Consider the following 26,571-nt stretch of genomic DNA (forward strand, 5'->3'; position numbering starts at 1 on the left):
CATCCTCCTTAAACGTCCACCGTCACGCCCGATCTCACAAAAATAAATTGAAACCCGGCATCCGACTCGCCGAGAGATCGTTCGACGGCAGCGCGATAGATCGACGCTTGACCTTCATACTGTCGAGCCCGCTCGCGGGCCTCGTCGCCCGCCACATCATCGGTCTTATAGTCGGCAATCCAAATTCTCCCGTCAAGACGGTAGATCAGGTCGATGACCCCTTCCATCACCTGGCCGTTTTCCCACGGCATCAGAAACGGGATCTCCCGTCCCAGGATGGTCGCCGCTCGAAGGCGACCGTACGCCTCCGATTGCACGAAGCCGGCGAACATCCGCCGGATTTCTTCGGTCAGGGACGGAACCAGCGGCAGCTGCTCGGCCGTCAGGATGGCTTGGGCCGCAGCCATATGGACATCCATATCTTCCAAACCACCGGCAAACTCCCAGCGCTGGAGAATACGGTGCGCCAGTATGCCGACCAGGCGATTCTGTTCACGATCCCGAGCCGCCCGGGATGATGCCATGCGCGGAGATCGCACCGCAGACTCCGGCCGTGACATTCCTGTCGGCGTCACATGCCGCGGCCTCTGCTGCGCGGCCTTCCAACGGCCCGTCCGCTCCTCCCACAGAGAGGCCATGCCCGCCGGATCGATCGCAGGAATGTCGGATACGATGCCGGATTCACGCCGCTGCCGCTTCCGGACTGTGCCCCTCACAACGACATGTGGAATCGCGCTGGCTCCGACCGTGAACGCGGCGGTTGACGGATCGCCGATGTCCCCCTCTCCGATCGCCCGCAGCAATTCAATGACGGATTCACCTACTGCACGGGCGGTCTTGCCGCCGGAGAGCACCAGCATGTCCTTGGCGCGTGTCATGCCGACATAGAGCACGCGCCGCCGTTCCGCTTCCTCCCGGATCGCGGCCTTTTCTTGTACGAGCACGGCGCCGAGCGTCCGATGGCTGCCGAGCGACAGGCCGTACAATCCGGTCGACCAGTCATAGCTCACAGGCGGGACGGACCGTTCCCCTCCGCTTCCCTGATGCAGACCGGGCAGGACGACGACCGGGAATTCCAATCCCTTGGCTTTGTGGATGGTCAAGATGTGAATGGCGTCGTGCGACTCTTCTGCGAGCGGACTTTCCGCCTCGTCCGGCCGCTCGTCGAGACGCGAGACCATCAATTCGACGAATCCGCCGAGTGTCATGTGCGGACGGTCCGACAGCCCGGCGGCCGTCTGTTTGATCTTGACAAGATTGGCAACCGCCTGTTCGCCGTGGATCGAGGCCGCAGCCAATTCCAACATGCACAGCCGGTCGAAGACCAACTGGATGGCATCGGCCAGAGGAAACGCGGCGATCTCATGGTGCAGATAGGCCAATTGCTTGAAGAGATCTGCGATTTGATCCTTGCGTGGATGGTCCCATTGGGTGAGCCGGTCTGGGGCGAGATAGGTAAACAGTCTCCGCTCGCGCAGGTCGAAAAGTTCGCGATCGGTCAATCCGCCCAGCGGCGAGCGCAGGATGCCAGCCATGGCGACGGAGTCGTGCGGGTTGTCCAGCACGCGAAGAATATTGATGAGGTCGATGACTTCCTGCCGGCGGTAGAAGTGTTTTTCTCCCTCGATCAGGTACGGGATGCCGTGCCGCTGCAGCGCTTCCAAATACGCATCGGCCTGTGTCAGCTTGCGGAAGAGGAAAGCGACGTGCCCCGGTTTGACTCCCGGACGTCCAAAGAGATCCTCCTTGAGCCAGCGGGCCAGCATCTCGGATTCCGCTCTGGTCGCTTCCTGGCCGCCGTAGGCTTCAGCGTCCGCATCCGGTGACACCACGCGCAGATGCACACCGGGATCGACAGCCGGTGAACGCCGCGCGCGGCACACCTCCAGCCGCACGTTCGACGGTTGCACGTGCGGCCGGCGTTCGAACAGCCGGTCAAACACGTCGTTCACCGGTTCGAGCACGGCCGCATCGCTCCGGAAATTCGTAGTCAACGTGTGAATCATTCCTTGCTGAGATTCGATCTTCCGGACGACCCGGTCGAAGGCCTCGATGTCGGCCCGGCGAAAGGCATAGATCGATTGCTTGGGATCGCCGACGATAAACAGCTTTCCATCCTCCAGTGTCGTCTCATGCCACGTGGATGCATGTCGGCCAAGCCGTTCCGAGACGGCCAGGATGATCTCGTATTGAATCGGATCGGTATCTTGAAATTCGTCCACGAGCACCGCCCGGTAGGCCTGTTTGATCTGTTCCCGCACTCCGGGATGGTCACGCAGCAGAGATCTGGCTCCTGCCAGCAAGCCATCGAACGATATGCGCCCTTGTGCGGTAAAGGAGGTGCGAATGTCCTGAATGATTGAAGCCAGTAAGTTAATCAGCTTCTTGAAGAATGCATCATTAACATATAGCAATTGGACGGCTATACCGATGTACTGGCTGGCTTCCTTTATTTCCGATTTCTCCCATCCCACGATCGTGCCACCGGGATCCTTCTCGAGCCATTCCAGATCGGTTGTAGAGATTTTGTCGATCGCATTTGAGCCCTCTTGCCCATAAGCGGACAAGACCGCGACCGCAGCGGCAAGCATGTGCTCGATCTTTTTTCTCTTTGGACGGTCATGACGATCGAGGAGCGCCGCAGCCCGATCGCGTGTCTCAACAAGCCAACCCCGTTCAGCAGGTCCCGGCTTGTCCCGCATCAGCTGCGCCTTGATCGCTTCCAGATCGACGAGATCGCCGGCCAACGCCCTCGCGATATTTCGTATCTCCTCGAGATCAGCGATGCGGAGAATCTCCCGCCACAGCGTATGGTGGCGGCCTTCACGGCTCAGCTCGCGATCGATCCAGACATCCCAGGCCCTGGCAAAATGTTCTTCGAAGCGCGATCCATCGTCCTCTTCGAAGGAAGGATCGAGGCGCGCTTCGAGCGGATAGAGCCTGAGCAAATGGGCGGCAAAGCTGTGGAGCGTCCCGATTTGGGACTTTTCCAGATCGTCGAGCGCGGATTGAGCCCGGGTTGCCACGGTGTCCCGTGAAATATTGTAGTGCGCGCAGAGCGCCGGCACGGCTACCGCTCCCCCATCGGACACGGACCCCGCATCGCCGCGGGCCTGCTTGATCAAGGCGGTCAGGCGCTCCCGCAGACGCAGCTTCATTTCAGCTGCAGCCTTGTTCGTGAAGGTCAACGCCACGATCTCGGTGACGGCCACCGGAGCCGGTTCCTTGACGAGTAAATGCACCATACGGTTGACCAGCAGCGTCGTCTTTCCCGTTCCGGCGCCCGCGACGACGATGACGTTTCGTTCGAACGTCGTTTCCGCGAGCTCCCGCTGCACGAGGTCGCTGACCGTCTCGGCATCACGCATCGTTCACCCGCAAGCTTCGAATCCCTTTCAATCCCTTGAATTCATCCGATCGGTATGTGCGCCACCAGCTGGGCGAATGCTCCAATCGGCAGGCGGTTCTGTAGTCGCACATGTTGCAATAGGCATCGGGGATCATGAAAAATCGGCCGGCCAGGATGCCGTCCAGCAGGATCTGCATCGTGTCATGAAGCCGGCTGTATTGATCCGAGCCGCGCGCAGGCATGTGGAAGGGCACTTTAGTCACCGGTTCCGACCATCCGGGCGCCAGAAACATAAATTGCACTTCGTGCGGGATGCGGCCGCCCTCCACGGCCATATGGGCATAGACGGGAGGCTGGAGACGAAATCCCCGAACTGCCGCCTGCAGCAGCTGGCGGTCCGTCGCCGTCATCGTGGACCCCATCTTGAATTTGTAATCGACGATTCGTACGGACTGCGTATCCGGCCGGCGGTCGATCCGATCCACCCGTCCATGAACTTTCAAATGGACCTTCAACGGAACATCGTCCTTGGATACGACATCCGGCACGACGCCTTCATGTTCGACTTCGAATACTTCGGGGATATAGCCGTCTTCGCGAAACGCGTTCAGATCGCTCTCGATCGCGGCCCGCATCAACACTTCAACGGTTTCCTTCGCCAGTTCCCACAGGAGGTAGGGACCCGCCGGTTTCCGCTCCTCGCATTCCCGGGCGGCCAGTTCGACGGACTCGTGGATCAACGCCGTCAATGCAGGATCCGCCAATGGCTGAAGTGGCCAGGCCGATGAAATGAGCGACCCGTAACAGAGGCGCAGCGCGGCATGGGCCAGCGTGCCGAGCACGGCGGCATCGACCGCCTGTCGCGTCGGCGGAGCCAGCGGTTCGAGCTTGAGCACGTCCGAGGAGAAATATTGGAACGGGCAGCGGGCATAGCGTTCCAGCGGTGTCGGCGCCATCCCGCGGCCGGCGATGCGATTCCCGTGCGATTGGAGCAGGCCGGTCATTCCATCGAACGGCGTCAGGGCGGAATCCTCGTTTTCGATCTGAGCGAGCACTTCCATGGCATGCAGCAATCTCTTGGCGTCTCGGCCCAAGGCCTCGGACAATTGCACGGCACCGCTCCCGTTCAGGGCAGCCCATCGAATCAATTCGTCCGGCGGCAAAAAATGACGCAGGAACGGCCGCTGGCGGATACGTTCCGTCAAGCGCCTCGGTGAAACTTCCACTGGCGGCTGATCGACGGAAAGAAGGCGTCCCGCCGTCTCGAGGTAGGGCGATGGAGCCAGCGGCCGCCCCTGCTCGTCCGAACGCTGAAAAGAGAGAAACAGCTTCCGCCCGGCCGACTGGCATAACAGCGCAAACAGCAATGACTCTTCTTCATAGCCGTCAAGTTTCTCGTCGACTTTGAAGCCGAGCGTGTCGTCGAGCACGGCGCGATGGCGGTCGCGCAGAAACGCATCTTCGCGGATGAAGCGGGGAAAGATCTTGTCGTTGAGGCCCACGACGAACAATGTCTTAAAGGGTATGCCCCGCGCGGCCATGGCATCCAGCACCGCCACCCCACCGTGCGAACCCGATTCGACCGGCACTGACGCACGTTCCAGTGCGCGCACCAATAGACTCACGAAGGACTCCCAGGTGAGTTCCTCCCCCATCGGCTCAAGTTCGTGCAGCTCGGACAGGACTGCATCGATTGCCGCCCACACGGCCCGCTCGTGAATCGTGCCGGCGTCTTCCGATAATTCTTCGCCGGGCCGCTGCACCGTCGTGTCAACCAGACCCGCCAGCGCCTCGATCATCACCGTGATGCTTCCCCGTTCCGGGAGTTCCTCGCAAGCCGTAATCAGGTGGTCCACCTCACGGCGCAACTGTTCGATCACTTCGGCAGCCACGTTCCAGCGTTCGCATCTTCCGGCCAGTTCCGGCGTCTCCTCCATGTCCAGTCCGGAATCATTCACGCGTCTGAGCCTGTCCCATTCATCGAGTCCGCGCGTGATGTGAAGGATCGCGAGCACGATCTTCCATTGATCGGGACGCCGCTTCAGCTCGTCCCGGTCTCCGGACGCGCCGCGATAGCGGTGCGACATGATCACGTCGAGCACGGCCGTTCGGTAGTAGTCGTTCATCCGCAGCGAAGCCAATTGAACCAGCACCTTGCAAACCGGTTCATGAATCAGCGTGCGCGAGAGCGTGGTGGTAAAGGGGATGCGATGTCGATCGAGAACGGATTTGAGCTGCGGCGCATAGGGCTCCAGCGTGCGGGCGACAACGCCGATCTCATCGAAGCGGTATCCCTGTGTCTCCACCAGATCCAGAATCGTCCGGCAGACGAGCGCGAGTTCCTCATCCGTGCCTGCAGCGCTCCGGACAACGAGTTCAACCGGTCCCGGTCCCGACGATCCGGAGTGACATATCGGGAGACCTACACGGGTGATGGTTGCCGAGCCTCCAACCATCGGCTGCAAATGCCGCTCGAAAAAACGGCGCGCAAACTCGAAGGCAGGCTCGTCGTCCAACGGAAATACGATGGTGACGGGCACCGTATGGCTGACGGCTTCGAACAGTGAAAGCTGCGCCTGCGTCAGATCGTAGACCCCGTAATAGATCACCTCCCGCATCTGCTTGAGAAATATCGAGGACGGCACGGCCGGAGTCACTGCACGGGCGAAATCGTCCGCCGTCCCGACCTCCAGAGAACGTGCGGCTTCCTTGACGCCGGCATAAACCGTGAACAGCGCACGCAGCCACTCGCCGTCATCCCGGCCGAAGTATTGTTCGTGAACGGCACGGAGCGCTTCGGGAGCGGCCACCCCGCCGTCGACGAGATCGGAGAGCGTCGCCCAGAGCGCGGTCCACGTCCCGGCAGAATCGGCCAGATGCTGCAACGGCGTCAGTCCCGTCAGACGATTTCTGACAATGTGCCGGGTGAGATGTTCAAAGAACAGATCCGCAACTATGCGGACAGGCGCGACCGGTGCCGGCCCTTCCGCGGCGATGCGAAGCGCGAGCTGATGAAATGTCAGAACATGAACGTTCAGCAGAGCGAGCGACCGGTCGACGGCCAGAAGCTGTTGAACGCGTTGAAGGAGCGTACGGGAAGGAACGACGATCGCGACCGCGGCAAAGGGATCAGCCCTTTTGGCCCGTGCAATCTGATCGCAAAGCGCGGATTCGAGATGGGGATGGAATCGGCCGGTCAGCACCAAGGGCATGGTCGGACATTTTACCCGGTCTCCGGCCCCAAAAGCTCACCGTTGCAATCCACGCAGGCCCAGTCTCCATCGATGAAGGACATGGGGTCTCCGCAGATCGGACAATCGGGGGGTTCACGATTGATCCGTGGAAGGATCGGCAACTCGATGTCATCTTCATCGATCATACGGTCTTGACCTCAGGGAATCGAATGGCAGCCGGAGGCTACGGATCGCAAAAGGATCAGGTCTCTCGCGGACGCATCTTGAGTTGAAGGGCTTTTTCTGCACTCTCCCGACTGGGAACACCCACGAAAGTCAGGCGGCCGTCGATGATCGTCGCCGGTACGGCACGGACGGAATGACGGTTCGCAAGATCTTGACCGTCCTGAGTGGTGATGTCGACTTCCCGATAGGAAAAGCTGTACTTCACGCGCAGCTGTTTCCACAGGCTTTTCGCCGACGGGCATGCGCCGCAACTGGGAGACACAAGCAAGGTAATATTCGGCATGATGAAGGCTCCGGACTGTGATTCAATCGGATCTTAACACCGGCTTTTCAGCCGGTGCAAGAAGGCCATCGACAGGTGCCGGAGCCGCACCGGCGTCAGATCACCCTGCTTTAGATCTTGGCTTCAGATCTTGCCGACCAGATCCAGGCTGGGGCGCAGCGTGCGATCTCCGGGCTTCCAACCGGAAGGACACACTTCCGATCCGTTTTCACGCACGAACGCAGAGGCCTGCAGCTTTCGGAGCAGTTCGCCCATGTCACGGCCGACGTTGTTGGCGTGCACTTCGTAGGCACAGAGGCGTCCGTCCGGATCGAAGATGAAGCTTCCGCGCAACGCCACGCCTTCGCGATGGATATACACACCGAGCGACTGAGCCAAGCGCCCGCCCATGTCCGCAAGGAGAGGAAAGGGGATGTTCTTAATGGCCTGCGACGTATCGTGCCAGGCCTTGTGCACGTAGACAGAATCCGTGCTGACGCCGATGATCTGAGCTCCGAGTTTCTTGAATTCAGCGTGACGCTTGCCCAGATCTTCCAATTCCGTCGGGCAGATGAACGTAAAATCGCCTGGATAAAATACCAATACCAGCCACTGCCCGCGATAGCTGTCCAATGAAACCGACCGGATCTCCCGATCGTGATACACCTGGTACGTGCCTTCAGGAACCGCCTGCCCGATCGATGCCATAACCGTTCTCCTCCTTGGCTGTGTGATCGTGAACGCTGCGACTTTCACTAACAGGCTGTCGACAAAGTCCTCCTCACGCCGTGCGCCTCGCTGCGGCCTTGAGGCAAACCGACGCGTCTTGGCGCGGCGGAGCGGGTGGGTGAGAAAAGACGCCTTTCTGAACAGCCTGCAGGGCGTCCTACTGACGCCCGTGACCTCAGACAGGACTCCATTTCCGAGGTCATCACGTAGTTTGTCAACACACTGCTAATTCCAATTGGTCACTCGTGATGAACTGCGATCTTCGTTCTGGCCCAGCAGCGCCGTGACCTGGCCGATTGCCGCCTGTTCGGCCTCTTCCCGATTGTCGTACGTGCCGGTCAGAATCGATTCGGTGTCGCGATGTTCGTGAAGGCCGCACTCCACCGTTCCTTTGACGCTCCACCGGTTATCCTGTTTTCGCACGAACGCGAGACGCACCGCGCACCCGGCTATGTGGATCTCTTTGACATCGTCTCGACTGTCCGTGTTGGGGTCCTGATCACCCATGTGTCATCACATCAGCGTGGATCGGGTGGATGACTGGGCTTCCTGCCCGGAGGACTCTCCAGCTTATGCGGAGCGTTGCCTTTATCGCCGTCCCGCTCGTCAGGATTCACGGCCATTCCAGGATCGACGACCGGCGGCGTGACCACGGCGTCCGGATTGGGAATTACGTCGGGCTGCTTCACCATGCCGGGATCCCGGGGATCCGGTGGAATATCTTGGCGAGGCGCCGTGGTGCCGGGCGGCGCCGTACCTGGATCGCGCGGGGCCGGCTGCGCGTCCTGGTCCGCCATCGCGCCGGATGCCATCAGCAAAACCGCCGAGCTCATGAAGACCGCGAGATGTCGTTTCATAGACTTACGTTAACATGCACCCTTCCGATTGCGCCACTGCAAATATGCCGAACACGGTTGCAGCAAGAAACCTTCTCTACCGCTTGCCGTCATATCCACGTTCTTGCCAGCGCTCCAGCAGTTGGATGCGGCGCCTCAATTGTTCGGCGGTGGCCTGATCGACGCGGCTGCCCGTTCGCCCGATCAGCTCCGCGTTCAACCGCCGGTGATCGATCCCGCTTTTGCGCGCGACGGAGGCCACAAGAAGGCGGTGCAGATCCCGCAAGTCCCGCTTTTCCTCGTGGAGCGAGACCGCGTGTTCCTGCTTGAGAGGCGATCGTTCCCCTTCTCCCCCGCCCTCATCTTCGCCGATCAGGGCATCGAGCTTGGCCACCGCGTTGAGCGGCACGTATTCCTTCTTTGAGACCACCACCCTGCCGAAGAGGTCTCGCGGCACCGCGGGCATGACATCTTCCAAGACATGGTCGCGCTCGGCCTTGATCTGTCTGGCGTAGTGCACGAGCACCGGATCTTTCGGCAGATACAACCAGGCGCGTTGCGGTTTCGGCACGGAATCCTGCATGCGGACGAACCGTCCGACGACCTGGCGAAAATACATTTCAGTCAGCACGTTCGTTCCATAGACGCCGACACGCAGGCGCGGGATGTCCACACCCTCGCTGACCATGTTGACCGCCACCAGCCACTGCTGTTTCTGATGCCCGGAAAACTGTTCGATCGTACGCGACGCCGACGGATCATCCGATACGGCGACGACCGCCTTCGTGCCCGTCACTTTCCCGACCAGATCGGCCACCCACTTCGCATGCTCTTGATCCATGCTGACGATGAGCCCGCCCGCGTCGGCTTGTTCGTCTTTTCTGAGCCGGCTCAACTGCGCATGCGCTTCCGTGATGACGGGTCCCAGCCAGCTTTCCTGCAGCAGCGCGGTCTTGAGCCGTTCCCGCTGAAGATCGAACTTCAATCCATCCTCGAAGGTCGCCGTATGCTCGCGTCCGTCCGACAGCCAGGTCAGCTCGCCTTCGTAACTGGGGAAAACAATCGGACGGCACACGCTGTCGCGGATGGCGTCCGTATACCCGTACGCAAAATCGGCCCGGCTCTCGCCGTGTTCATAGCGGATGAACGGAATGGGATTGTTGTCCGAGCGGAACGGCGTACCCGAGAGCACCAGCCGGAACACCGCCGGTTCGAATGCACGGCGGAGCGCCTTGCCCCAGTTCTTGCCGTCGCCGGCATGGTGCAATTCGTCGAGAATCACCAGCGTCTTTTTGCTCCGGCAACTGCGCTCGAAGACGGCCGGCGCCAGACAAACCTGTTGGTACGTGACGACGGCGCCGTGATAATCCGGTGCCTCGATGGTTTGTTCGTTGGTCAGAGCCGGATCGACATGGAGGCCGAAGCGCGCCGCCGCCTCGGACCATTGGGTCCGCAGATGATTCGTCGGACAGATGACCAGGACGCGGGCCGCCGCGCCCTTCATCAGAAAATCATGCGCGACGCGCAACGCGAACCGCGTCTTGCCGGCCGCCGGCGTGGCCATCGCCAGGAAGTCGGATGCGCCATGGCCGAGTACGGCGTTCCAGGCGCGCTGCTGCCAGTCGCGCAACGCGGACGTCCAGACCGGTAATGGCCGCGCAGCCTGCGCGCGGCCCGTACGACGGGGTTCTTGTGTATTGCCCGGCGCCAACGCTGACCTCGTGTCACACAGTGGATTGTCGAATCTGAGCTCGGCGGATGGATGGCCTAGCAGGCTGTTGAGAAAGTCCGCCAGCGGCGTTCTCGCATCGCTCAGAGACTCAACGTACGGGACAGAGTACGCTTCGCCTCTTCACTCGCTGCGGCCTTGCTGGACGGCCTTTCTGAACAGCCTGCAGGGCATGCTAATGCCGCCCGTGACCTCAGACATGACTCCATTTCCGAGGTCATCACGTAGTTGATCAACACACTGCTAGTCGAGCCAGTCCTTTTCTTTGAGCTTTCTCGGCAGGTACTTCTTCGTCAGATACTGGAAGTCCTTGTTGGCCAGGGCGTCGAGCTCGTACTTGAGCCCGCTGGCGAGCATGCGTTTGATTTCCGCCTGCCAGGCGGGCTTCTGAAACCACTGGTAGTTCATCAATTCCTTCGCGCGGGCGATATCTTTTTCGTTGAGCTTGATCCCGACATTTCTTGGCAATTCATAGCGTTCCGGATCGGCGCTCGACAATCCCATGAACTTGGCTTTGGGGATCGCCATACGCTGGCTTTCGAAGGCCAGGTTGATTGAGCCCTGTTTGACGACCGAATAGATGTAGTAGCCCCATGGATCGTTGTCCACCAACACATAAACGGGAAGTTTGTGCTCCTCGTGCAGGCGCCTGGCGAGTCGCCTGACTCCTCTCGGCGGTTGGCCGTTGCCGGTCAGCAGCACGCAATTATAGCGCCGCCAGAACTTGTCTTCCGACAGCCGGTTCCATTGGGTGCCTTTCTCGACCAGCAGCAGAAAATCGGCCGTGCACCGGCGGATCTCCAGGTACTCGGGTTCGACAATCGAAGGAACGGAGTAGCCGCCCTTTCCCAACTTCGAACAGTCCACCCGATCGCCGTCGTCACCGAAGACCACCGGACCGACGATGCTGCCGCTGTTTTCCGCCCGCACGTGAAGTTCCTCGCGCAACGCCGCGAGCGAGACTTCCAGATCTTCGATCACGGGATCGGATTCATCCTGCGTATCAAAGGTGTTCTCGTGAGAATCCTTGATCGTATGTTTCGTGCGGTAATAAATTTCACGAAGCGACGTCGTGAGGTCCGCTCTCTGCAATTCCGACAAGGCATCGGCGACAAGGACGGTCTGCATGAACTTCTTGGCCATGCCGACATTGAAGAACGAGCGCGCCTGCTTCTTGCCCCCCATCTCGATCAGGCCCCGTCGTTCGTTGAACGACACGTTGGACAGGGCACGGATGGGAATTGAAAACGTCGGGTCTTTCGACCGGTCCGCGGCGGTGATCACGACGTCGGCCAGCCCGATGAGCTTCTTTTCGACCGCCGTTGTCTTCTTCTCTTTTGTCGTGGCCATGACAGTTCCTATTTCTTTCCACGGGGTGCAACAGGTTTTGCGTCTTTACCGGCCTTGCGTGACCTGCGCGAACCGCCGGCCGGCTTTTCCGAGAAGAGCGGCATTTGACCCGGCCTGGCCTTCGACGACTTGCTCTTTGCTTTGGCGCCCGCGCCTTTCTCGTTCATCTTTTCATCTGGAACAGCAATACGATCCTTCTCCGTCGGCGGTTCGCCGGACTCGGAGACGGCCTCCGCATCGGCTTCCACCTGAGAAGCCAGTTCGGCTTCGCCCTCGACGCCTTCGGCCGTCACGATGATTGAATGCGGGAGGCCCTCCGGACCTGCGCCCGTCTTTCCGAGGGCTTCGTCGGTCTTCAGTCCGCCGGTTCGCGACGTCGCGATTTTCTGCAACTGCGCCTTCAACTTTTCTTTGGGGAGCTTGCCGCCTTTCAGGCGATTGCAGGCCTCAACGACTTCTTCGATATACAATTCGAAAATATTCCGCCGCCGGAATTCACTCGCCGCCCGCTCACGACGCCGGAGGAACAGCCCGAGGCGCCGGCCGCATTCACGCAGCGCGAGCGTGATCTCTTTCTGGATTTCGTCGTAGTCGGCGATCGCTTCTTTCGATTCGCTGGTGAACGGCACCCACACGGACGCCATGTGCACGAAGATCACCATCGGCCCGCCGGGTAACGCTCCCCGGGACTGGCTGACACCATAGTTCTTCCACGTCGTGTTGAGGACGGCCTTGAACGTCGAGCAGGCCGATTGTTGATAGAGCAAGGGCACGCGATTGGCATAGCGGATCACCCTGGCGAGTTCCGAGTCGCCCTCGTCGTCCTCGCCTTCCGCCTTCGGCATGGCCGGCTGTTGCGGCTTATTCTGATCTTCCGGTCGGTTGCCGTAGGCCAGACCGGCTTCGATCGCAAACGGATTGCCCCGATACACCGCCGGCGGACGGCTCACGGCCGTATAGAATTCGCCTTTGATCTGTTTATACAAACCGGACAAGATCGCCTTCTCGCCGATCGGCGAAATGCAGTTGGTCGGCGGCGCCATGATCTTGGTGGCCTGGACCGTCTGGTACAGTTTCTCCGCAGCCGGCCCCTTCAAATCGCGCGGCTTCACGTTCGGCGAGACCTTGGCTTCCTTGCACATCTCATCGGCCAGTTGAGGCGACACGCGGCAAAAGTCGCCCGACAGGAATCCGGACAGAGAATGGCTCTTGGTGTCCTGGAGCATCTTGAGCATCATGCCGAATTCGATGCCGTACGGATGCGGCTTGATCTCGCGCGGGGACGGCGGCAGTTCGTGATAGGTGCGAGCGTATTCCTTCGTCTCGCCTTCCGGCGTGTGATACACGAGCTTGACGTGCGGATTGGCAATCGACGTTTGTTCGAGCCATTCGTCGACGGACGCCCGGCCCTTCTGGTATTTCCCTTCGACCTCGAGTGTGACCTGGGTTCCCTGCGGCTGCTCCCAGTCGATTTGCTTGTTCTCATGGACGAGCGGCTCGTTCTTCTTGGTGTCGATCTGCACTTCGAAGAAATGGGCGGCCGCGCGCGGTCCCGTGCGCGAAATGATCTTGACGGGTTTGCCGGTCGTGAGCTGTCCGTACATGCCGGCGGCAGAGATGCCGATCCCCTGCTGGCCCCGGCTCATGCGGAGCCGATGGAACTTCGACCCGTACAAGAGCTTCGCAAAAATTCGGGGAATCTGCTGGCGCACGATACCGGGTCCGTTATCCGTGACGGTGATGCGGAATTTCGTGGCCTGGCTGGGCGCGACCGGCTCTCCGTTCGACACGACTTCGAGGCGCACCGTGACGTCCGGCAAGATCCCGGCTTCCTCGCTTGCATCGAGCGCGTTATCGACGGCTTCCTTCACGCAGGTCAGCAATGACTTGCGCGGACTGTCGAAGCCGAGCAGGTGCCGGTTCTTCGTGAAAAATTCCGAGACCGAAATCTCGCGCTGGCGCGCACCCATTTCGACAGCCGTCACCTGCTGCGCCGGCCTGGCGGAGATTTTCGTTGCAGCGGCTGATTCGGGAGGCGATGGGGCGGACGCGGAAACGGATGTTGCCGATGTGGACTTGGACTTATGTGTCTTGGCCATTCATCCTCTCAGGACAGTGAACGTCATGTGTCTTGGTACCATAAACGCTTTGCGGATTCCAGCCTGTTGGAAAAACCGCTGCGTCACGGCGGGTGTCGGACATGTGAAATGGCTTGCCGAACGGTGACCATCGGCTTGAGAAATTTTGTTTCAGACGGTGCAGCGCCACATTCGGAACACATCTTCATGCGGTTGTCGATCAGGAGGGCATAGTGGCGAATGTACTGGAGTTGTTTGCTATGGGAAAACGAATTCGCTGCAGAGGGCCGGCGGCGTTGCGATGTTTTGGGTGGGAGGAGCACGCACCTAACCGAGGACGATTAGGTACGGCGGAGATCTCGGGAGGACTTTAGGCTTCCCAGTACAAGCTGGGCCTGCACACCATCCTCAGCGCTCGATCCCCTTATGAACCATATTCCCTCGGGGCGTTAACTCCTCCCACATGTTTACGATAGGCTCGGTTGCAGAACCAGTCAAGTAAACTAATTTGCAGCGTCGGCATTCGGACACCTTGTGCGAACGAGTCTGCAGGCCTACACTTGTGTCGATCCACTCTCCTTCCTTCCATCCATAAGGAGGTGCGCCATGCAAACCTATGTGAGCCTCGTGAAGTTCACACAGCACGGTCTCCAGTCCATGAAAGAAAAGGGTATGGAGAGGGCCGAGATGGTGAAACATCATGCAAAGACATTGGGTGGAAAGCTGGTCCAGGCCTACTATTGTCTCGGCGAGTACGATGTCGTCGCCGTCTGGGAATTTCCCGACAACAAAACGGCCATGAAGGCCGCCGTCATGAACGCGGCGATGGGACACATCCAGATTACGACCATGCCGGCCGTTCCCAGGGACGAGTGGAAGACCCTGCTCAAAGAAAGTCTCGGAAAGCGTTGACCGGATTTCGGCACGAGCACGGCGGCGCGCAGTCAGGCGTGAGCGATTGGTCGATGAAGCGATATTGACTTCTTCCAGGCCGCACCGTAGGGTGCACGCCTTGATGCAATCGGCACGCTCCGGGGTCACCGACATTTCATGACGCGCACCGCCTCACTTCTGCTCTTGTTATTGTGCTTCGGCCTTCCTCTTTCAGCCTGTCAGGACCGGCGCGCGGATCGCGCATACCAAAAAGGCAATTACACCAAGACCGCTGCAGAGTTGCAGTCGCTTGCCTCAATGGGGGAGGCGCGGGCCCAATACGACCTGGCTCTTCTCTACGACAAGGGGCTGGGCGTGCCCCAGAGCGATGAGCAAGCGCTCCTGTGGTACAAACGAGCGGCCGAACAGGGCGAGCCGCATGCCCAATATAATTTGGCGTTGATGTACATGAACGGTCAGGGCGTACCCGTCGATCTGGTCCAGGCGTATTATTGGCTCAGCCTTTCAATTGCGCTCGGCAACGAGCACGCGGCCCAGGCGCGCGATTATGTGGAAGCCCGCATGACGACTGTGCAGATCACGGAAGGCCAGGGGCTCGCGCGACACCGGTTGGAGAGTGGTCCCGCCATGCCCCGCAAGCCGCAGCACCTGAGCCCGTAAATCCCGCCCATTTCTCCCCTCCGATTGATGTTCTGAAGAGTTGACAGCCTGATTGCCAGCGGGCTACACCATAACAAATGGCCCTCCATCCTCTGGCAGGGAAACCCGCCCCGGCATCGAGCGTGATGGACACCGCCGCGCTCCTCGCGGCCTATACGTCGGAGCGGCCGGATCCCACCGTCAAGCGGCAGCGGGTTGCCTTTGGCACATCAGGCCATCGGGGCTCATCCTTCAAGCAATCGTTTAACGAATTCCATATTCTCGCCGTGGTGCGGGCCATCGTGGAGTATCGCCGCGGGCAGGGCGTCGATGGTCCGCTCTTTCTCGGCATGGACACGCACGCGCTTTCCAGGCCTGCGTTCATCAGCTCCCTGGAAATCCTCGCGGCGGACGCCATCGATGTCATGATCGACCGGGATGAAGGCTATACGCCGACTCCCGTCATTTCTCATGCAATCCTGACATACAATCGCGGCCGGCGCTCTGGGCTCGCAGATGGGATCGTCATCACGCCGTCTCACAATCCACCGGAGGACGGGGGTATCAAATATAATCCGCCGCAAGGCGGTCCTGCGGATACGCATGTCACCAAATGGATCGAAGACCGTGCCAATGCGCTGTTGGCCGCCGACCTGGAGGGGATCAAGCGCATTCCCTTTGAGCGCGCGAAACAGGCATCGACCACTCACCGTCATGATTACGTCGGTTCATACGTCGACGATCTTCGAAACATCGTCGACGTCGAGATGATTAAACGCGCCAAGTTGAAACTCGGCGTCGATCCGCTCGGAGGCTCCGGTATCGCTTACTGGCAGCCGATCGCCGATCGCTATGGATTCGACATCGACATCGTGAACCGCACCATCGATCCGACCTTTCGCTTCATGCCGCTGGATTGGGACGGCAAGATCCGAATGGATTGTTCATCGCCCCATGCGATGGCCAATCTGATCGCGCTCAAGGACCGTTTCGATGTGGCATTTGGGAACGACGCAGACAACGACCGTCATGGAATCGTGACTCGCTCCGCCGGACTCATGAATCCAAACCATTACCTGGCCACGGCGATTTCCTATCTCTTCTCGAACCGTCCTGGCTGGAAGCCGGGCACCGGAATCGGCAAAACATTGGTCAGCAGCAGCCTGATCGACCGGGTGGCAGGCCGCATCGGCCGTCCGCTGGTCGAGGTGCCGGTTGGATTCAAATGGTTCGTGGGCGGCCTGCTCGACGGCTCGCTGGGGTTCGGCGGCGAAGAAAGTGCGGGCGCCTCATTTTTGCGACATGACGGCACGGTCTGGTCCACCGACAAAGACGGCATCATCATGGATCTGTTGGCCGCGGAAATGACGGCACGGTCCGGGAAGGATCCGTCCGAGCTGTATCGAGATCTCACCAAGACTCTAGGCGAACCAATCTACGAGCGCATCGACGCGGCCGCCTCGCCCGAGCAAAAAGTTGTCCTCGCCAACTTGTCTCCCGCTCAGGTTACAGCCACGGAGCTGGCAGGTGACAAGATTCTGGCGATGCTCACAACTGCGCCGGGCAACGGCGCACCGATCGGCGGTCTCAAAGTCGTGACGGATCAGGGTTGGTTTGCTGCGAGGCCTTCGGGGACCGAAGACGTCTACAAGCTCTACGCGGAAAGCTTCAAAGGGAAGAACCACCTCAAGCGGATCCAGGACGAAGCACAGGCGCTCATCGCCAGAGCACTGTCGGTTTCTCCATAATGGGCACACTCGACTTCGTTCAATGGCCTGCGATGGTCGTAACCGTGATCTCCTCCTGGCTTGTGGCCTCGCAGATGAAATGGAAGCGCGAGGCCGGCTTCTGGTGTTTTCTCTTCAGCAATGTGCTGTGGGTGCTCTGGGGATGGCATGCCGGCGCCTACGCGTTGATCTTGCTTCAGGTCGCTCTTGCCGCCATAAACATACGAGGCGCTTACAAGAACGAGTGAGTGAGCGATCATCACGACACCGGCCTCTATCGAGTGCGGTTTCCAGCGTCAGTCACCACAACATGACCCCGCTTTCTACCAAACAGCTTCTTCCTAAAGACGATTCCTGGTCCACCCCTTTTGCCGAATCGCTGCTGCAACATCTGGATCTGCAAGCGGGATTACACATCCTCGATGTCGCCTGCGGCAGCGGCATCCCTGCCTTTTATCTCGCCGAACAAGTCGGGCCGTCCGGACAGGTCCTCGGCCTGGACGTGAATGCTCACCAAATCGCTTACGCGCGGTCGATCCAGGGATCGCAGATGCCCTGGCTCCGGTTCGAGTGCGCCGACGTCCGCGCTCTTCCCGATACGATCGCCCAGTTCGATCGTATTACCGGAAATCTCTCGGTCATGTTCTTCCGCCCCGACCGGTTCGACACGGTGAAGGGTTTGATCGACCATCTCAAGTCGGGCGGGCAAATTGTGCTGACGTTTCCATCTCAGGGCACCTTTGATTCGCTGTGGGCGTTGATCGACCGCCACATGGTCGAGGAGGGCCTCACGGTCGAGCGAGAACGATTCCAGACGTACCTTCAGGAGCGCCCGTCGATCGAAGAAGGCCGAGACTGGCTCGAACGGCTCGCGTTGGATCGTATCGTCGCCGCCGACTACCCGTTGCCGGTGGAAACGGGAACAGGCCGCGACTTTCTCGAACACCCATTGTTACGTCGCGGGTTTCTCGATGATGTCTACGAATGTTTCGACGATCAGCGAGGAGCCGAACGATTCATGTCCGGCATCGCCCGGGTACTCCCCGCGTGTTTGCCGTTGATTGCCAGACGCGGGGTGTTGGCAGGATGGAACCGCCAGGCCGCCGAGTGAATCGGCGCCCGCCGGACTACCGCAGCTGCGACAGCAGCGCGGACGGATCCCAATAGCCCCACATGATTTGAATCGTTCCCTGCCGGTTGACCTCGAACACATCGATGCCTTCGGCCTTCGCCGAGCGCCCATTCTTTCCTGTTCCGTGCGCAGTGAATTTCACGGCGGCGCGATCGGCGGTGACGACGAGATAATCTTCCGTAAAGTCGATGGCCGTGAACGCATCCGTCACGCCGATGAAGAACCGGCGCAGCGCCTCCTTGCCTTCGAGCGGTGTCCCGCCGTACGGATCGTGACTGACCGCGTCCTCTGCAAAACAGCTCAACCACGCCTCCACGTCCATCTTGCGCGTTGCCGCGAAGTACCGCGCCATGAGCGCCCGTATCGTCTCAGGTGGCATGTCGATCCTCCTGCTCGCAGGTAAACGTCTCGTTTAACGGACATACTCCCGATTGCCGAGGAGCAGTCAACGATCAGCCCGCCACATGACGTTCGGCGTGGTAGGAACTGCGGACGAGCGGTCCGGATTCCACGTGGGTGAACCCCATGGCCAGCGCCTCATCTTTTAGCAGGGAAAACTCAGACGGATCGTAAAAGCGTGCGACCGGCAGATGGTCTCGCGTCGGCTGCAGGTATTGGCCGATCGTCATGATGTCGCACCCGACCGCCCGCAGATCGCGCATGACTTCCCTGGCTTCATCCAACGTCTCCCCCATGCCGACGATCAGTCCGGACTTCGTCGTCATCCCCAGTCGCTTGGCCCTCTGCAACAAATCCATCGACCGTTGATACTTTCCTTGTGGTCTGATCGCTGGAAACAACCTCCGCACGGTTTCAATATTATGGTTCAGGATATCGGGGTTTTCAGCACAGACCAGTGTAAGAGCCGCTTCGCAGCCGTCGAAATCCGGAATGAGGAGCTCGATGCTGCAGGTCGGGAGACGCGCCCGTATTTCGTGCATCGTTTGGACGAAGACAGCCGCCCCGCCGTCCGGCAGATCATCGCGATTAACCGACGTGATGACTGCATGGCGAAGGCCCAGCGCCTGCACGGCTGCCGCCACTTTTCGCGGCTCCCGGTCATCCACCGGCAGCGGCCTGCCCGTCTGCACCGAACAGTAATGACAGCGTCTCGTGCAGATCCCACCCAGTATGAGGAACGTGGCCGTCCCGGCGTTCCAGCATTCCCAGCGGTTCGGGCAGCGGGCTTCTTCACAAATCGTGTGCAGACCCAGGCCGTCCATGGTGTTCTTGAGATCAAGATATTTGGCAGTCGTGGAGGTCTCCACTCGAAACCAGGGTGGCAGTCTGGGACGGGACTGGGACCGAATCTGATCGGGAGAGATCAACTTCATTCACACGTCATTTCGCGAGATGGGGACGGAACCACGTGAGCAATTTGTCCAGCAATCCCGAGGGTTCAGGACTGGGAACAACCGGATCAGGATATTCCACCCAAATTTCCTGCGAGCCGATATAGATGCCCCGGCGATAGGTCATCTGAGATTTGAGCTGCCTGTATCCGCGGGCATGAAGGATCTCCACCAATCGGAGCAGAGCCGCATCCTGCGTCAACTGCGAATCGGTATGCAGTCTGGTCGATTCGTACCTCAGGTTGGCCCGATAGCCTGTTTCGTGATGCTCGAATTCGACCGGACGGCTGAATCCGCGCTCCCGATCGTCCAGACCGGCAAGTTGGAATGTGTCCAGCGTCTCGTGATCCATGGGCCCTCGACAGGCGCGCTACAATCCGACGTACAGGTCGGCCATCTGCAGAGTGGAGATGGTACGGACGGTACGGCGCGCAGCCGGCACCTTTTTATTGTCCGACCGGACGCCGCATTATTCCAGTGCCCTATAGACCGCGACCAAGTCGCTCAACGCCGTGGTCTTATTCTTGAGGATCGCGCGCTCAGCCTGAATGGCCTCACGGTGCTGGGGATGACTGCCGTTTTTCAGACAACTTGCGCCCAATCCCAGAATCCGATCGCATTCCTCGGTCAGCTTCTTTTGCACCACGGGATTGACCTCGAGGATGTTCATCAGCTCGCGGCGCGTCGAGCTCAGATGGGCTTGCAGATCCGCATCCGGATAGGTCTTGCGCGCGGATTCATCGAAACAGCGGTCCAGGTAATTTGCCAGAAACACGTAGAGCCGAACGAGCGCGGCGGCGACTTCAATCTGGTCTTTGGCCGTAGCGGGCATAGCCGTTCCTTTCTATCTCGATCCGGGTGTCAGAGAAGGACCTTGATGTCCGCTCCTTCCACCTGAACCTGATACGATTCCACCTTACCGGACGGGTTGTTCTTGCAGACACCGGATGTGACGTCGAATCTCCAGCCGTGCCAGGGACAGGTCACGACGCTGCCTTCGAGTTCACCTTCCCCAAGCGGCCCTCCCCGATGGATGCAGACATTGTCGATCGCGTAAAACGTCCCGTCTACGTTAAAGACGGCGAGCGTCTTTCCATTCGATTCGGCCACGATCCCGCTGCCCGGCTTGACGTCGCCGGTCCCTGCGACACGCACGAACTCACCCATGAAATTCCTCCACCAATAGCAGGATGTTGAAAAAGTCCTCCGGCTGCGTTCTCGCGTTACTCAGAGGCTCAGCGTACGACAGAGAGTACGATTCGCCTCTTCGTTCGCTGCGGCCTTGCCGAAAGGCCTTTTTGAACATCCTGCGAGCTTTTCCGACTCGATCAGCGATCATGCCCAGTTTTGTGTTTTCCGGGGTCCAAAACAGTTTTCAACAGCCTGATAGTGATACCGCTAGTTTTGTGTAAATGGTTCTTTGATTTTCTTGAGCAGGCTGTCGATCGATCGGCCTTCCTTCTTCCCGCCCAATGTCCCGATGATCTTGTCGGCGATATCCCTGAATGCCTTGGATTGGGGTGATTCCGGATGAGCCACGACGATCGGATGGCCGGTGTCGCCGCCGTCACGGATCGCAGGATCAATCGGAATGCTCCCCAGGAACGGAACGCCGACCTTTTCCGCGGCGCGCTCTCCGCCACCATGAGAAAAAATATCCGTCCGCTCGCCGCAGTGGCCGCAGACGAAGAAGCTCATGTTTTCGATGATCCCCAGCAGCGGGACGTTCACCTTGGTAAACATCGCCATACCTTTCCGGACGTCGTACAGCGCAACCTCCTGGGGCGTCGTCACGGTGATCGCGCCAGCCAGCGGGACCATTTGCGACAGCGACAGCTGCACGTCGCCGGTGCCGGGAGGCAGATCGATCATCAGGTAATCCAATTCACCCCACAGCACGTCGCGGAAAAACGCCTGCAGGTATTGGTGCACCATCGGCCCCCGCCATACGAGCGGGGCTTCTTCGGGGACCAAGAACGCCATGGATATCAGCTTGACGCCGTAGTTTTCGACCGGAATGATTTTCCCATCCTGCTGCTCCGGACCTTTCGTGCTGCCCATCATCATCGGAATGTTCGGGCCGTATAAATCCGCATCCAGCAATCCGACTTTTGCACCCGTCAGAGCCAGGGCACAGGCCAGATTCGCGGCCACGGTGGACTTACCCACGCCGCCTTTCCCGCTGCTGACGGCAATCACGTGTTTGACGCCTGGAATGAGCTGCTCTTTCGGCTGGGCCTGCTGGCCGGGATGTGAATGTTCGTCCGCCATCTGAAGCCCTCCTCCTAAGGGTGCATGAAGGCCATGCACGCGTGCACGATGCCTCTCCGCATCATACGAGATCGACGGATGCAAAGGAAATGGGTCAATAGACCCACTGTGACGGCCGCGGGGTTTACTCGGAAAGAACGGTGGAGTCAAGACGTCGCAGATTGGTCGCCAGGCCGAGCAGCGAAAGCGTGTAAATGATCCACTTCGACGGATCGAAGTTATACCATTTCGGCCCGTTGCGGTAATCGCGGGCGTAGGTGTGATGGTAATTGTGATAACCCTCTCCGAAGCTCACCAACGAGATGAGCCAGTTATCCTTGCTGCTGTCCTGTGTGCCGTGCGGTTGATCGCCGAACATGTGACACAGCGAGTTGATGGCGAAGGTCGAATTCAGCACCATGAACATGCGGAACATCCCGGCGAGAAAGAAGCAGCCGATACCGCCCATGATCCCTCCGTGCAGGAAGCCCAGCACAAGGGGGAACGCCAGACCGGAGATCACGATCGCATGATAATTCTTGTGCTGCCACATGACCATCGGATCTCTCCGGAGCTGCCGCTCATATTTTTCCAGCCGGTGGGGCGTGTTGATGAATAACCAGCCACAGTGGCTGTGCCAGAATCCCTTCTGGGCATTGTACGGATCTTCCTCCTGGTCCGTCCGAGCGTGATGCCTGATGTGGTCGGAGCACCATCGGAGCGCCGAGTTCTGCAACGCCCATCCGCCTCCGATCAGAAAAATGGCTTTGACCCAAGGGTGGCACTCGAAGCTACGATGGGAGATGAGCCGGTGGTACCCAACTGTAATTCCCATGCCGGTGAACACATACAGGATGCCGAAGACGATCCAGTCAAAAAGCGTATAGCCGTAGAGAAATCCGAAGAGCGGCGTGCCGACGAGTGTGACGATTGCAACCAGGCAAAACAGGATGAACGTCTTGTAGGCAAACGGCGAAGTACCGATAGCGTCGGGCATCCCCACTCCTTAGGTAAATCAGGTAAAAACGAATCAGATCAGCGGTGCTGGCAGTGCTGCTTCGTTCGAAGCATATGCTAACGAAACCTTACGGATTTTTCAACAAAATCCTCACGGTGTATACTGAAGTCGGTGCGAGCGTTCAACGGGAGGCGCATATCCCGTGAGGCATCCCCCGCCTGACCAACGGACCGTCATATCCATCGGCAAACACCTGGCGCATCTTGCCGCCGGACGTACGCCTTGGCTCTTCGAACGGCGCTGGTGGTCCCAGGCGGCGATGAATCTCGCCATGCACGACCCGGCCTTCAAGACGCAGCTGTTTCGGTTCATCGATATGCTCCCCTCCGCCACGTCCGACGCCCGTGTGGTGGACCTCGCCAAGGAATATTTCGGGCCGATGACCGATCACACGTTTGCGCTTCGGTGGGGACTCAAAGTGCTCGCTGCCACGAGCGTCGGAGCCAGTCTCACCGGGCACGCCATCAAGGCCCATGTCGAGCAGCTGGCCAAAACGTTCATTGCCGGCTCCGCCATAGACGATGCACTTCCCGTCTTGCAGGGGCTCTGGAAGGACGGAAAAGCCTGGTCGGTGGATCTCCTGGGAGAGGCCACGATCAGCGACCGAGAGGCCGACCGTTATCGTGATCGCTGTCTGGAAGCATTGCAGACGCTCGCTCCGTCGGCGGCGTCCTGGCCGTTCGTGCCGCATCTCGAACGGGATCATCTCGGTTCTATTCCACGCGTGCAGCTCTCTTTGAAGATCTCCGCCCTCTCCCCGCACCTGGATCCGATCGATCCGGAAGGCAGCTACCGGTCGGTTGCGGCGAGGCTGCGCCCCGTCATCGAAGAGGCCATGCGGTTGCCGGCTTCGCTCATTTTCGACATGGAACAGGCCGCGACCAAGGATCTGTTGATCGCCATCTTCGTTCGTCTCTTCTCTGAACCGGCCTTTCGATCATTTCCCTACGCCGGGTTGGCGGTACAGGCCTATCACAGAGACACCGCCCGCGATGTCCAATCGCTGATCGAATGGGCCGAAGCACGAGACGTCCCAATTACCATCAGACTGGTGAAAGGCGCCTACTGGGATTCAGATACCATCCGCTATCGACAGCTGGGCTGGCCCGTGCCGCTCTTTGAAAAGAAACCGGAGACGGATGCCAATTATGAAACACTCGTCCACTCTCTGTTGAACCGGACCTCGGTGATTCGACCGGCGTTCGGCACCCACAATCTCCGCACTCTGGCTTATATCGAGGCCGTCGCCGAGTCCCTTCGGATCGCACCCGAGACCTGGGAATACCAAATGATCTATGGGATGGCGGAACCCTTCCAGCATGCCATGTGGCGCCGCGGGCGGCGCCTGCGTCTCTATACGCCGGTCGGTGAACTGCTGCCCGGCATGGCTTACCTCGTCCGACGCCTTCTCGAAAATACATCGAACGAATCGTTCCTGCGGAAGGAGTATGTGGAATCCCAATCTCTGGACACGTTATTGACTGCGCCTGCCGTTGATCGTACAGCCGCCGCACCTCGGCCGGATGGAGACGGTGACACGTTTCACAATGAGCCGCCCCGCGACTTTTCCAGAGAGACGGTTCGCGAGGCCATGCAGGACGCGATCGCCTCAGTCAGAAAACAGTTGGGCCGCCAATGGCTCCCGTTGCCCGGATCACCCATCCTTTCAGGTCCGGCAGTCACCTCCCAGAATCCCGCCAGGCCGGGCGAAACCATAGCCATACTTCCCGGCGGCTCGCCGGCCGATATCGACGCAATCGTCGAACGCGCGCGCGCGGCCTGGCCGCAGTGGAGCAATCGGCCGCCGCACGAGCGAGTCAACATTCTTCGGGCGGCAGCGGCCCTCATGCGTGAACGCCGCGAACTCCTTGCGGCATGGGAGATTCTCGAATGCGGAAAGCCTTGGCGCGAAGCGGATGCGGATATCGCGGAAGCAATCGACTTCCTGGAATTCTATGCACTCGAATGGCTTCGTCTTGGTCCTCCCAAGCAGCTTGGACGGATCGCCGGAGAATTGAATCATCGCATGTTGAGCCCGCGAGGCGTGACTGCCGTGATTTCGCCCTGGAATTTTCCGTTGGCCATTCCGGCCGGCATGGTCTCGGCGGCATTGGTGACCGGGAATCCGGTCATCTTCAAACCGTCCGAGCGTTCGTCGATGATCGGACGGCTTCTGGCGGAAATTCTGGTCGAAGCCGGTTTACCGGAAGGAATCTTGACTTTCGTGCCCGGGGCTTCAGAGGTTGGAAACAGGCTGGTGCGGCATCCCGATATTGTGACCATTGCCTTTACCGGATCGAAGGAAACCGGCATGGCCATCCTCAAAGAAACGGCGGCGCCCGCCGGAGGCTGCCGCCTGATCAAGCGGGTTATTGCGGAGATGGGCGGAAAGAACGCCATCATCGTCGATGAGACGGCGGATCTCGACGACGCAATCACTGGTGTGATCACGTCATTCACCGGGTACTCAGGGCAGAAATGTTCCGCCTGCTCCCGAGTCATCGTGCATGCCTCGGTCTATGACCTGTTTGTCAGCCGGCTGAAGGACGCCGTGCGGAGTCTCCGGATGGGACCACCGGACGATCCTGGAACTCAGATCGGACCGGTCGTCGATGAAAGGGCCCGCGCCAAGATTCTTGACTACCTTGAGATCGGCCGACGGGAAGCCCGGCCGCTGATCGACGGGCGTATCGAACAACCTGGATGGTATGTTGGCCCTACGGTGTTCGAAGACGTGCCCCCAACGGCGCGCATCGCCACTGAGGAAATCTTCGGGCCCGTTTTGGCCGTCATCAAGGCTGTTTCATTCGACGACGCGATCACCATCGCCAATGGGACGGACTATGCGTTGACCGGCGGGGTCTACTCGCGCAGCCCTGCGAATCTTGAAACGGCCAGAGCAAGATTCGACGTGGGAAACCTCTATCTCAATCGGCCGATCACCGGCGCGCTGGTCGGACGGCAGCCGTTCGGCGGCCATCGCCTGTCAGGAGTCGGAGCCAAGGCTGGAGGGGAAGAGTACCTGCTGCAGTTTGTGATCACGCGCATCGTCAGTGAACAGACCCTGCGGCGCGGGTTTGCTCCCGTCGAATGACGTCTTCAACGGTTTGATTTCGTACGATTCCAATTCCTCTGTGATCTCGGTAATGACCCCACGGTCCTCAAGCGGCGACAGCTCTTGCCGTTCGACGTACTTCACGAGGCCGACGCCCTTCGCGAACCACGCCGTCATCACGTCCGTGCCGGTCACGACCTTGTTCGATCCCGATAATCGGATCTTCATTTTCATGCGGGCTTCGACGCGAACGGCATCCTGAAACGTTCCCGCCGGGACCGTCACCGGTTCCTGCCCCACGACCGTCGAATCCCCTTGCGCGTCCGCCTTTTCATTCACGCCGTCACGGTCCATGTCGGTACCGAAATCCAAGTCTTTTTTATCGAACTGGGCAAACGACGTCGCAACCTTCATCGGGAACCGCACGATTTGATAGGGAATCAATTGCTTCTCCAATGGAGTTCCCGGCTCAGAGCCGTAATACACGATCCCGACCGAGTCTCGGCGATAAAAGCTGTCCGAGACGCCGTGATTGCCCGGATTCGTATCGTGGAAGACCATCACTGTCACGCCGCGCAATGTCTTGGTTCCAACCACGGAGGACACGTTTGAAAAGAACTTATGTTCGATGGTCTGCAACGGACCTTCGGTGATCTGTCCCCGATATTCCCAATGACTTCCGGTCGTGTCGGGGAAGAACTCGTCCGACCGGTCGATCCCAATCGGATCATCCGCTGCAGGCACCGCCGATG

Annotated in this window: 24 protein-coding genes; 6 read left to right on the forward strand and 18 right to left on the reverse strand. The window is 59.5% G+C overall.

Annotation, left to right across the window (positions count from 1 at the left end; genetic code table 11):
* Positions 1-8 precede the first annotated feature (8 nt).
* The 10 genes from W02_RS03045 to W02_RS03090 all read right to left on the reverse strand — a co-directional run bounded on the left by W02_RS03045 (position 9) and on the right by W02_RS03090 (position 13,773).
* Positions 9-3,368 carry an exodeoxyribonuclease V subunit beta gene (locus W02_RS03045; RefSeq protein WP_173044684.1) on the reverse strand — a complete coding sequence of 1,120 codons (3,360 nt, stop codon included), beginning with the start codon at positions 3,366-3,368 and terminating at the stop codon, positions 9-11.
* Positions 3,361-6,561 (reverse strand): PD-(D/E)XK nuclease family protein, encoded by a 3,201-nt coding sequence (locus W02_RS03050; protein ID WP_173044686.1) that lies wholly within the window; start codon positions 6,559-6,561, stop codon positions 3,361-3,363. Before W02_RS03050 ends, W02_RS03045 begins: the two co-directional genes overlap by 8 nt.
* Positions 6,562-6,572: 11 nt before the next feature.
* The gene (locus W02_RS03055; RefSeq protein ID WP_173044688.1) at positions 6,573-6,728 is read right to left on the reverse strand and encodes a hypothetical protein; all 156 of its coding nucleotides are present in this window, start codon (positions 6,726-6,728) and stop codon (positions 6,573-6,575) included.
* Positions 6,729-6,784: 56 nt separating this feature from the next.
* Positions 6,785-7,051, reverse strand: coding sequence for a thioredoxin family protein (locus tag W02_RS03060; RefSeq protein WP_173044690.1), 267 nt, complete (start codon positions 7,049-7,051; stop codon positions 6,785-6,787).
* Between the two features lie 123 nt (positions 7,052-7,174).
* The gene (locus W02_RS03065) at positions 7,175-7,738 is read right to left on the reverse strand and encodes a peroxiredoxin (protein WP_173044692.1); all 564 of its coding nucleotides are present in this window, start codon (positions 7,736-7,738) and stop codon (positions 7,175-7,177) included.
* 246 nt (positions 7,739-7,984) lie between these two features.
* Positions 7,985-8,266 carry a hypothetical protein gene (locus W02_RS03070; RefSeq protein WP_173044694.1) on the reverse strand — a complete coding sequence of 94 codons (282 nt, stop codon included), beginning with the start codon at positions 8,264-8,266 and terminating at the stop codon, positions 7,985-7,987.
* 11 nt (positions 8,267-8,277) lie between these two features.
* Positions 8,278-8,616, reverse strand: coding sequence for a hypothetical protein (locus tag W02_RS03075; RefSeq protein WP_173044696.1), 339 nt, complete (start codon positions 8,614-8,616; stop codon positions 8,278-8,280).
* 76 nt (positions 8,617-8,692) lie between these two features.
* The gene (locus W02_RS03080) at positions 8,693-10,306 is read right to left on the reverse strand and encodes a DEAD/DEAH box helicase (RefSeq protein WP_173044698.1); all 1,614 of its coding nucleotides are present in this window, start codon (positions 10,304-10,306) and stop codon (positions 8,693-8,695) included.
* A gap of 261 nt (positions 10,307-10,567) precedes the next feature.
* The gene (locus W02_RS03085) at positions 10,568-11,674 is read right to left on the reverse strand and encodes a DNA topoisomerase IV subunit A (RefSeq protein WP_173044700.1); all 1,107 of its coding nucleotides are present in this window, start codon (positions 11,672-11,674) and stop codon (positions 10,568-10,570) included.
* 8 nt (positions 11,675-11,682) lie between these two features.
* The gene (locus W02_RS03090) at positions 11,683-13,773 is read right to left on the reverse strand and encodes a DNA topoisomerase VI subunit B (protein ID WP_232068633.1); all 2,091 of its coding nucleotides are present in this window, start codon (positions 13,771-13,773) and stop codon (positions 11,683-11,685) included.
* A 585-nt stretch (positions 13,774-14,358) separates the two neighbouring features.
* Here W02_RS03090 and W02_RS03095 point away from each other — a divergent pair.
* From W02_RS03095 to W02_RS03115, 5 genes are all read left to right on the forward strand, one after another.
* Positions 14,359-14,664, forward strand: coding sequence for a GYD domain-containing protein (locus tag W02_RS03095; protein ID WP_173044702.1), 306 nt, complete (start codon positions 14,359-14,361; stop codon positions 14,662-14,664).
* 138 nt (positions 14,665-14,802) lie between these two features.
* Positions 14,803-15,306: a tetratricopeptide repeat protein gene (locus W02_RS03100; RefSeq protein WP_173044704.1), complete on the forward strand. Its 504-nt coding sequence runs from the start codon at positions 14,803-14,805 to the stop codon at positions 15,304-15,306.
* A gap of 77 nt (positions 15,307-15,383) precedes the next feature.
* The gene (gene pgm / locus W02_RS03105) at positions 15,384-17,033 is read left to right on the forward strand and encodes a phosphoglucomutase (alpha-D-glucose-1,6-bisphosphate-dependent) (protein ID WP_173044706.1); all 1,650 of its coding nucleotides are present in this window, start codon (positions 15,384-15,386) and stop codon (positions 17,031-17,033) included.
* Entirely contained in the window at positions 17,033-17,260 is a 228-nt protein-coding gene (locus W02_RS03110) for a hypothetical protein (protein ID WP_173044709.1), read from the forward strand. The genes pgm and W02_RS03110 overlap by 1 nt, the downstream gene beginning before the upstream one ends.
* Before the next feature lie 62 nt (positions 17,261-17,322).
* The gene (locus W02_RS03115; protein WP_173044711.1) at positions 17,323-18,123 is read left to right on the forward strand and encodes a class I SAM-dependent methyltransferase; all 801 of its coding nucleotides are present in this window, start codon (positions 17,323-17,325) and stop codon (positions 18,121-18,123) included.
* Between the two features lie 16 nt (positions 18,124-18,139).
* Here the strand turns inward: W02_RS03115 and W02_RS03120 are convergent, their stop codons facing one another.
* From W02_RS03120 to W02_RS03150, 7 genes are all read right to left on the reverse strand, one after another.
* On the reverse strand, positions 18,140-18,523 hold the full coding sequence (locus W02_RS03120) for a nuclear transport factor 2 family protein (protein ID WP_173044713.1): 384 nt from the start codon (positions 18,521-18,523) through the stop codon (positions 18,140-18,142).
* A 73-nt stretch (positions 18,524-18,596) separates the two neighbouring features.
* A complete protein-coding gene (gene lipA, locus W02_RS03125) occupies positions 18,597-19,478 on the reverse strand; it encodes a lipoyl synthase (protein WP_173044715.1) in 882 nt (293 codons plus the stop codon).
* 7 nt (positions 19,479-19,485) lie between these two features.
* A complete protein-coding gene (locus tag W02_RS03130) occupies positions 19,486-19,848 on the reverse strand; it encodes a hypothetical protein (RefSeq protein ID WP_173044717.1) in 363 nt (120 codons plus the stop codon).
* A gap of 117 nt (positions 19,849-19,965) precedes the next feature.
* Positions 19,966-20,328 (reverse strand): hypothetical protein, encoded by a 363-nt coding sequence (locus tag W02_RS03135; protein ID WP_173044719.1) that lies wholly within the window; start codon positions 20,326-20,328, stop codon positions 19,966-19,968.
* Positions 20,329-20,357: 29 nt separating this feature from the next.
* Positions 20,358-20,663 carry a Rieske 2Fe-2S domain-containing protein gene (locus W02_RS03140; protein WP_173044721.1) on the reverse strand — a complete coding sequence of 102 codons (306 nt, stop codon included), beginning with the start codon at positions 20,661-20,663 and terminating at the stop codon, positions 20,358-20,360.
* Positions 20,664-20,894: 231 nt separating this feature from the next.
* Positions 20,895-21,767, reverse strand: coding sequence for an Mrp/NBP35 family ATP-binding protein (locus W02_RS03145; RefSeq protein ID WP_173044723.1), 873 nt, complete (start codon positions 21,765-21,767; stop codon positions 20,895-20,897).
* A gap of 124 nt (positions 21,768-21,891) precedes the next feature.
* Positions 21,892-22,743, reverse strand: coding sequence for an acyl-CoA desaturase (locus W02_RS03150; protein WP_173044725.1), 852 nt, complete (start codon positions 22,741-22,743; stop codon positions 21,892-21,894).
* A gap of 163 nt (positions 22,744-22,906) precedes the next feature.
* Between W02_RS03150 and W02_RS03155 the strand changes: the two genes are divergently transcribed.
* Positions 22,907-25,858, forward strand: coding sequence for a proline dehydrogenase family protein (locus tag W02_RS03155; protein ID WP_173044727.1), 2,952 nt, complete (start codon positions 22,907-22,909; stop codon positions 25,856-25,858).
* Here the strand turns inward: W02_RS03155 and W02_RS03160 are convergent.
* Complete coding sequence (locus tag W02_RS03160) at positions 25,751-26,563, reverse strand: hypothetical protein (protein WP_173044729.1); 813 nt, start codon at positions 26,561-26,563, stop codon at positions 25,751-25,753. The genes W02_RS03155 and W02_RS03160 overlap by 108 nt on opposite strands.
* Positions 26,564-26,571 lie beyond the last annotated feature (8 nt).

The sequence above is a fragment of the Nitrospira sp. KM1 genome (genome assembly GCF_011405515.1).
Lineage (GTDB): Bacteria > Nitrospirota > Nitrospiria > Nitrospirales > Nitrospiraceae > Nitrospira_C.

Coding starts and splice junctions, on each gene's coding strand:
- W02_RS03045 (WP_173044684.1), bottom strand. CDS start 3,368: ATGCGTGATGCCGAGACGGTCAGCGACCTCGTGCAGCGGGAGCTCGCG.
- W02_RS03050 (WP_173044686.1), bottom strand. CDS start 6,561: ATGCCCTTGGTGCTGACCGGCCGATTCCATCCCCATCTCGAATCCGCG.
- W02_RS03055 (WP_173044688.1), bottom strand. CDS start 6,728: ATGATCGATGAAGATGACATCGAGTTGCCGATCCTTCCACGGATCAAT.
- W02_RS03060 (WP_173044690.1), bottom strand. CDS start 7,051: ATGCCGAATATTACCTTGCTTGTGTCTCCCAGTTGCGGCGCATGCCCG.
- W02_RS03065 (WP_173044692.1), bottom strand. CDS start 7,738: ATGGCATCGATCGGGCAGGCGGTTCCTGAAGGCACGTACCAGGTGTAT.
- W02_RS03070 (WP_173044694.1), bottom strand. CDS start 8,266: ATGGGTGATCAGGACCCCAACACGGACAGTCGAGACGATGTCAAAGAG.
- W02_RS03075 (WP_173044696.1), bottom strand. CDS start 8,616: ATGAAACGACATCTCGCGGTCTTCATGAGCTCGGCGGTTTTGCTGATG.
- W02_RS03085 (WP_173044700.1), bottom strand. CDS start 11,674: ATGGCCACGACAAAAGAGAAGAAGACAACGGCGGTCGAAAAGAAGCTC.
- W02_RS03090 (WP_232068633.1), bottom strand. CDS start 13,773: ATGGCCAAGACACATAAGTCCAAGTCCACATCGGCAACATCCGTTTCC.
- W02_RS03095 (WP_173044702.1), top strand. CDS start 14,359: ATGCAAACCTATGTGAGCCTCGTGAAGTTCACACAGCACGGTCTCCAG.
- W02_RS03100 (WP_173044704.1), top strand. CDS start 14,803: ATGACGCGCACCGCCTCACTTCTGCTCTTGTTATTGTGCTTCGGCCTT.
- pgm (WP_173044706.1), top strand. CDS start 15,384: ATGGCCCTCCATCCTCTGGCAGGGAAACCCGCCCCGGCATCGAGCGTG.
- W02_RS03110 (WP_173044709.1), top strand. CDS start 17,033: ATGGGCACACTCGACTTCGTTCAATGGCCTGCGATGGTCGTAACCGTG.
- W02_RS03115 (WP_173044711.1), top strand. CDS start 17,323: ATGACCCCGCTTTCTACCAAACAGCTTCTTCCTAAAGACGATTCCTGG.
- W02_RS03120 (WP_173044713.1), bottom strand. CDS start 18,523: ATGCCACCTGAGACGATACGGGCGCTCATGGCGCGGTACTTCGCGGCA.
- lipA (WP_173044715.1), bottom strand. CDS start 19,478: ATGAAGTTGATCTCTCCCGATCAGATTCGGTCCCAGTCCCGTCCCAGA.
- W02_RS03130 (WP_173044717.1), bottom strand. CDS start 19,848: ATGGATCACGAGACGCTGGACACATTCCAACTTGCCGGTCTGGACGAT.
- W02_RS03135 (WP_173044719.1), bottom strand. CDS start 20,328: ATGCCCGCTACGGCCAAAGACCAGATTGAAGTCGCCGCCGCGCTCGTT.
- W02_RS03140 (WP_173044721.1), bottom strand. CDS start 20,663: ATGGGTGAGTTCGTGCGTGTCGCAGGGACCGGCGACGTCAAGCCGGGC.
- W02_RS03145 (WP_173044723.1), bottom strand. CDS start 21,767: ATGGCGGACGAACATTCACATCCCGGCCAGCAGGCCCAGCCGAAAGAG.
- W02_RS03150 (WP_173044725.1), bottom strand. CDS start 22,743: ATGCCCGACGCTATCGGTACTTCGCCGTTTGCCTACAAGACGTTCATC.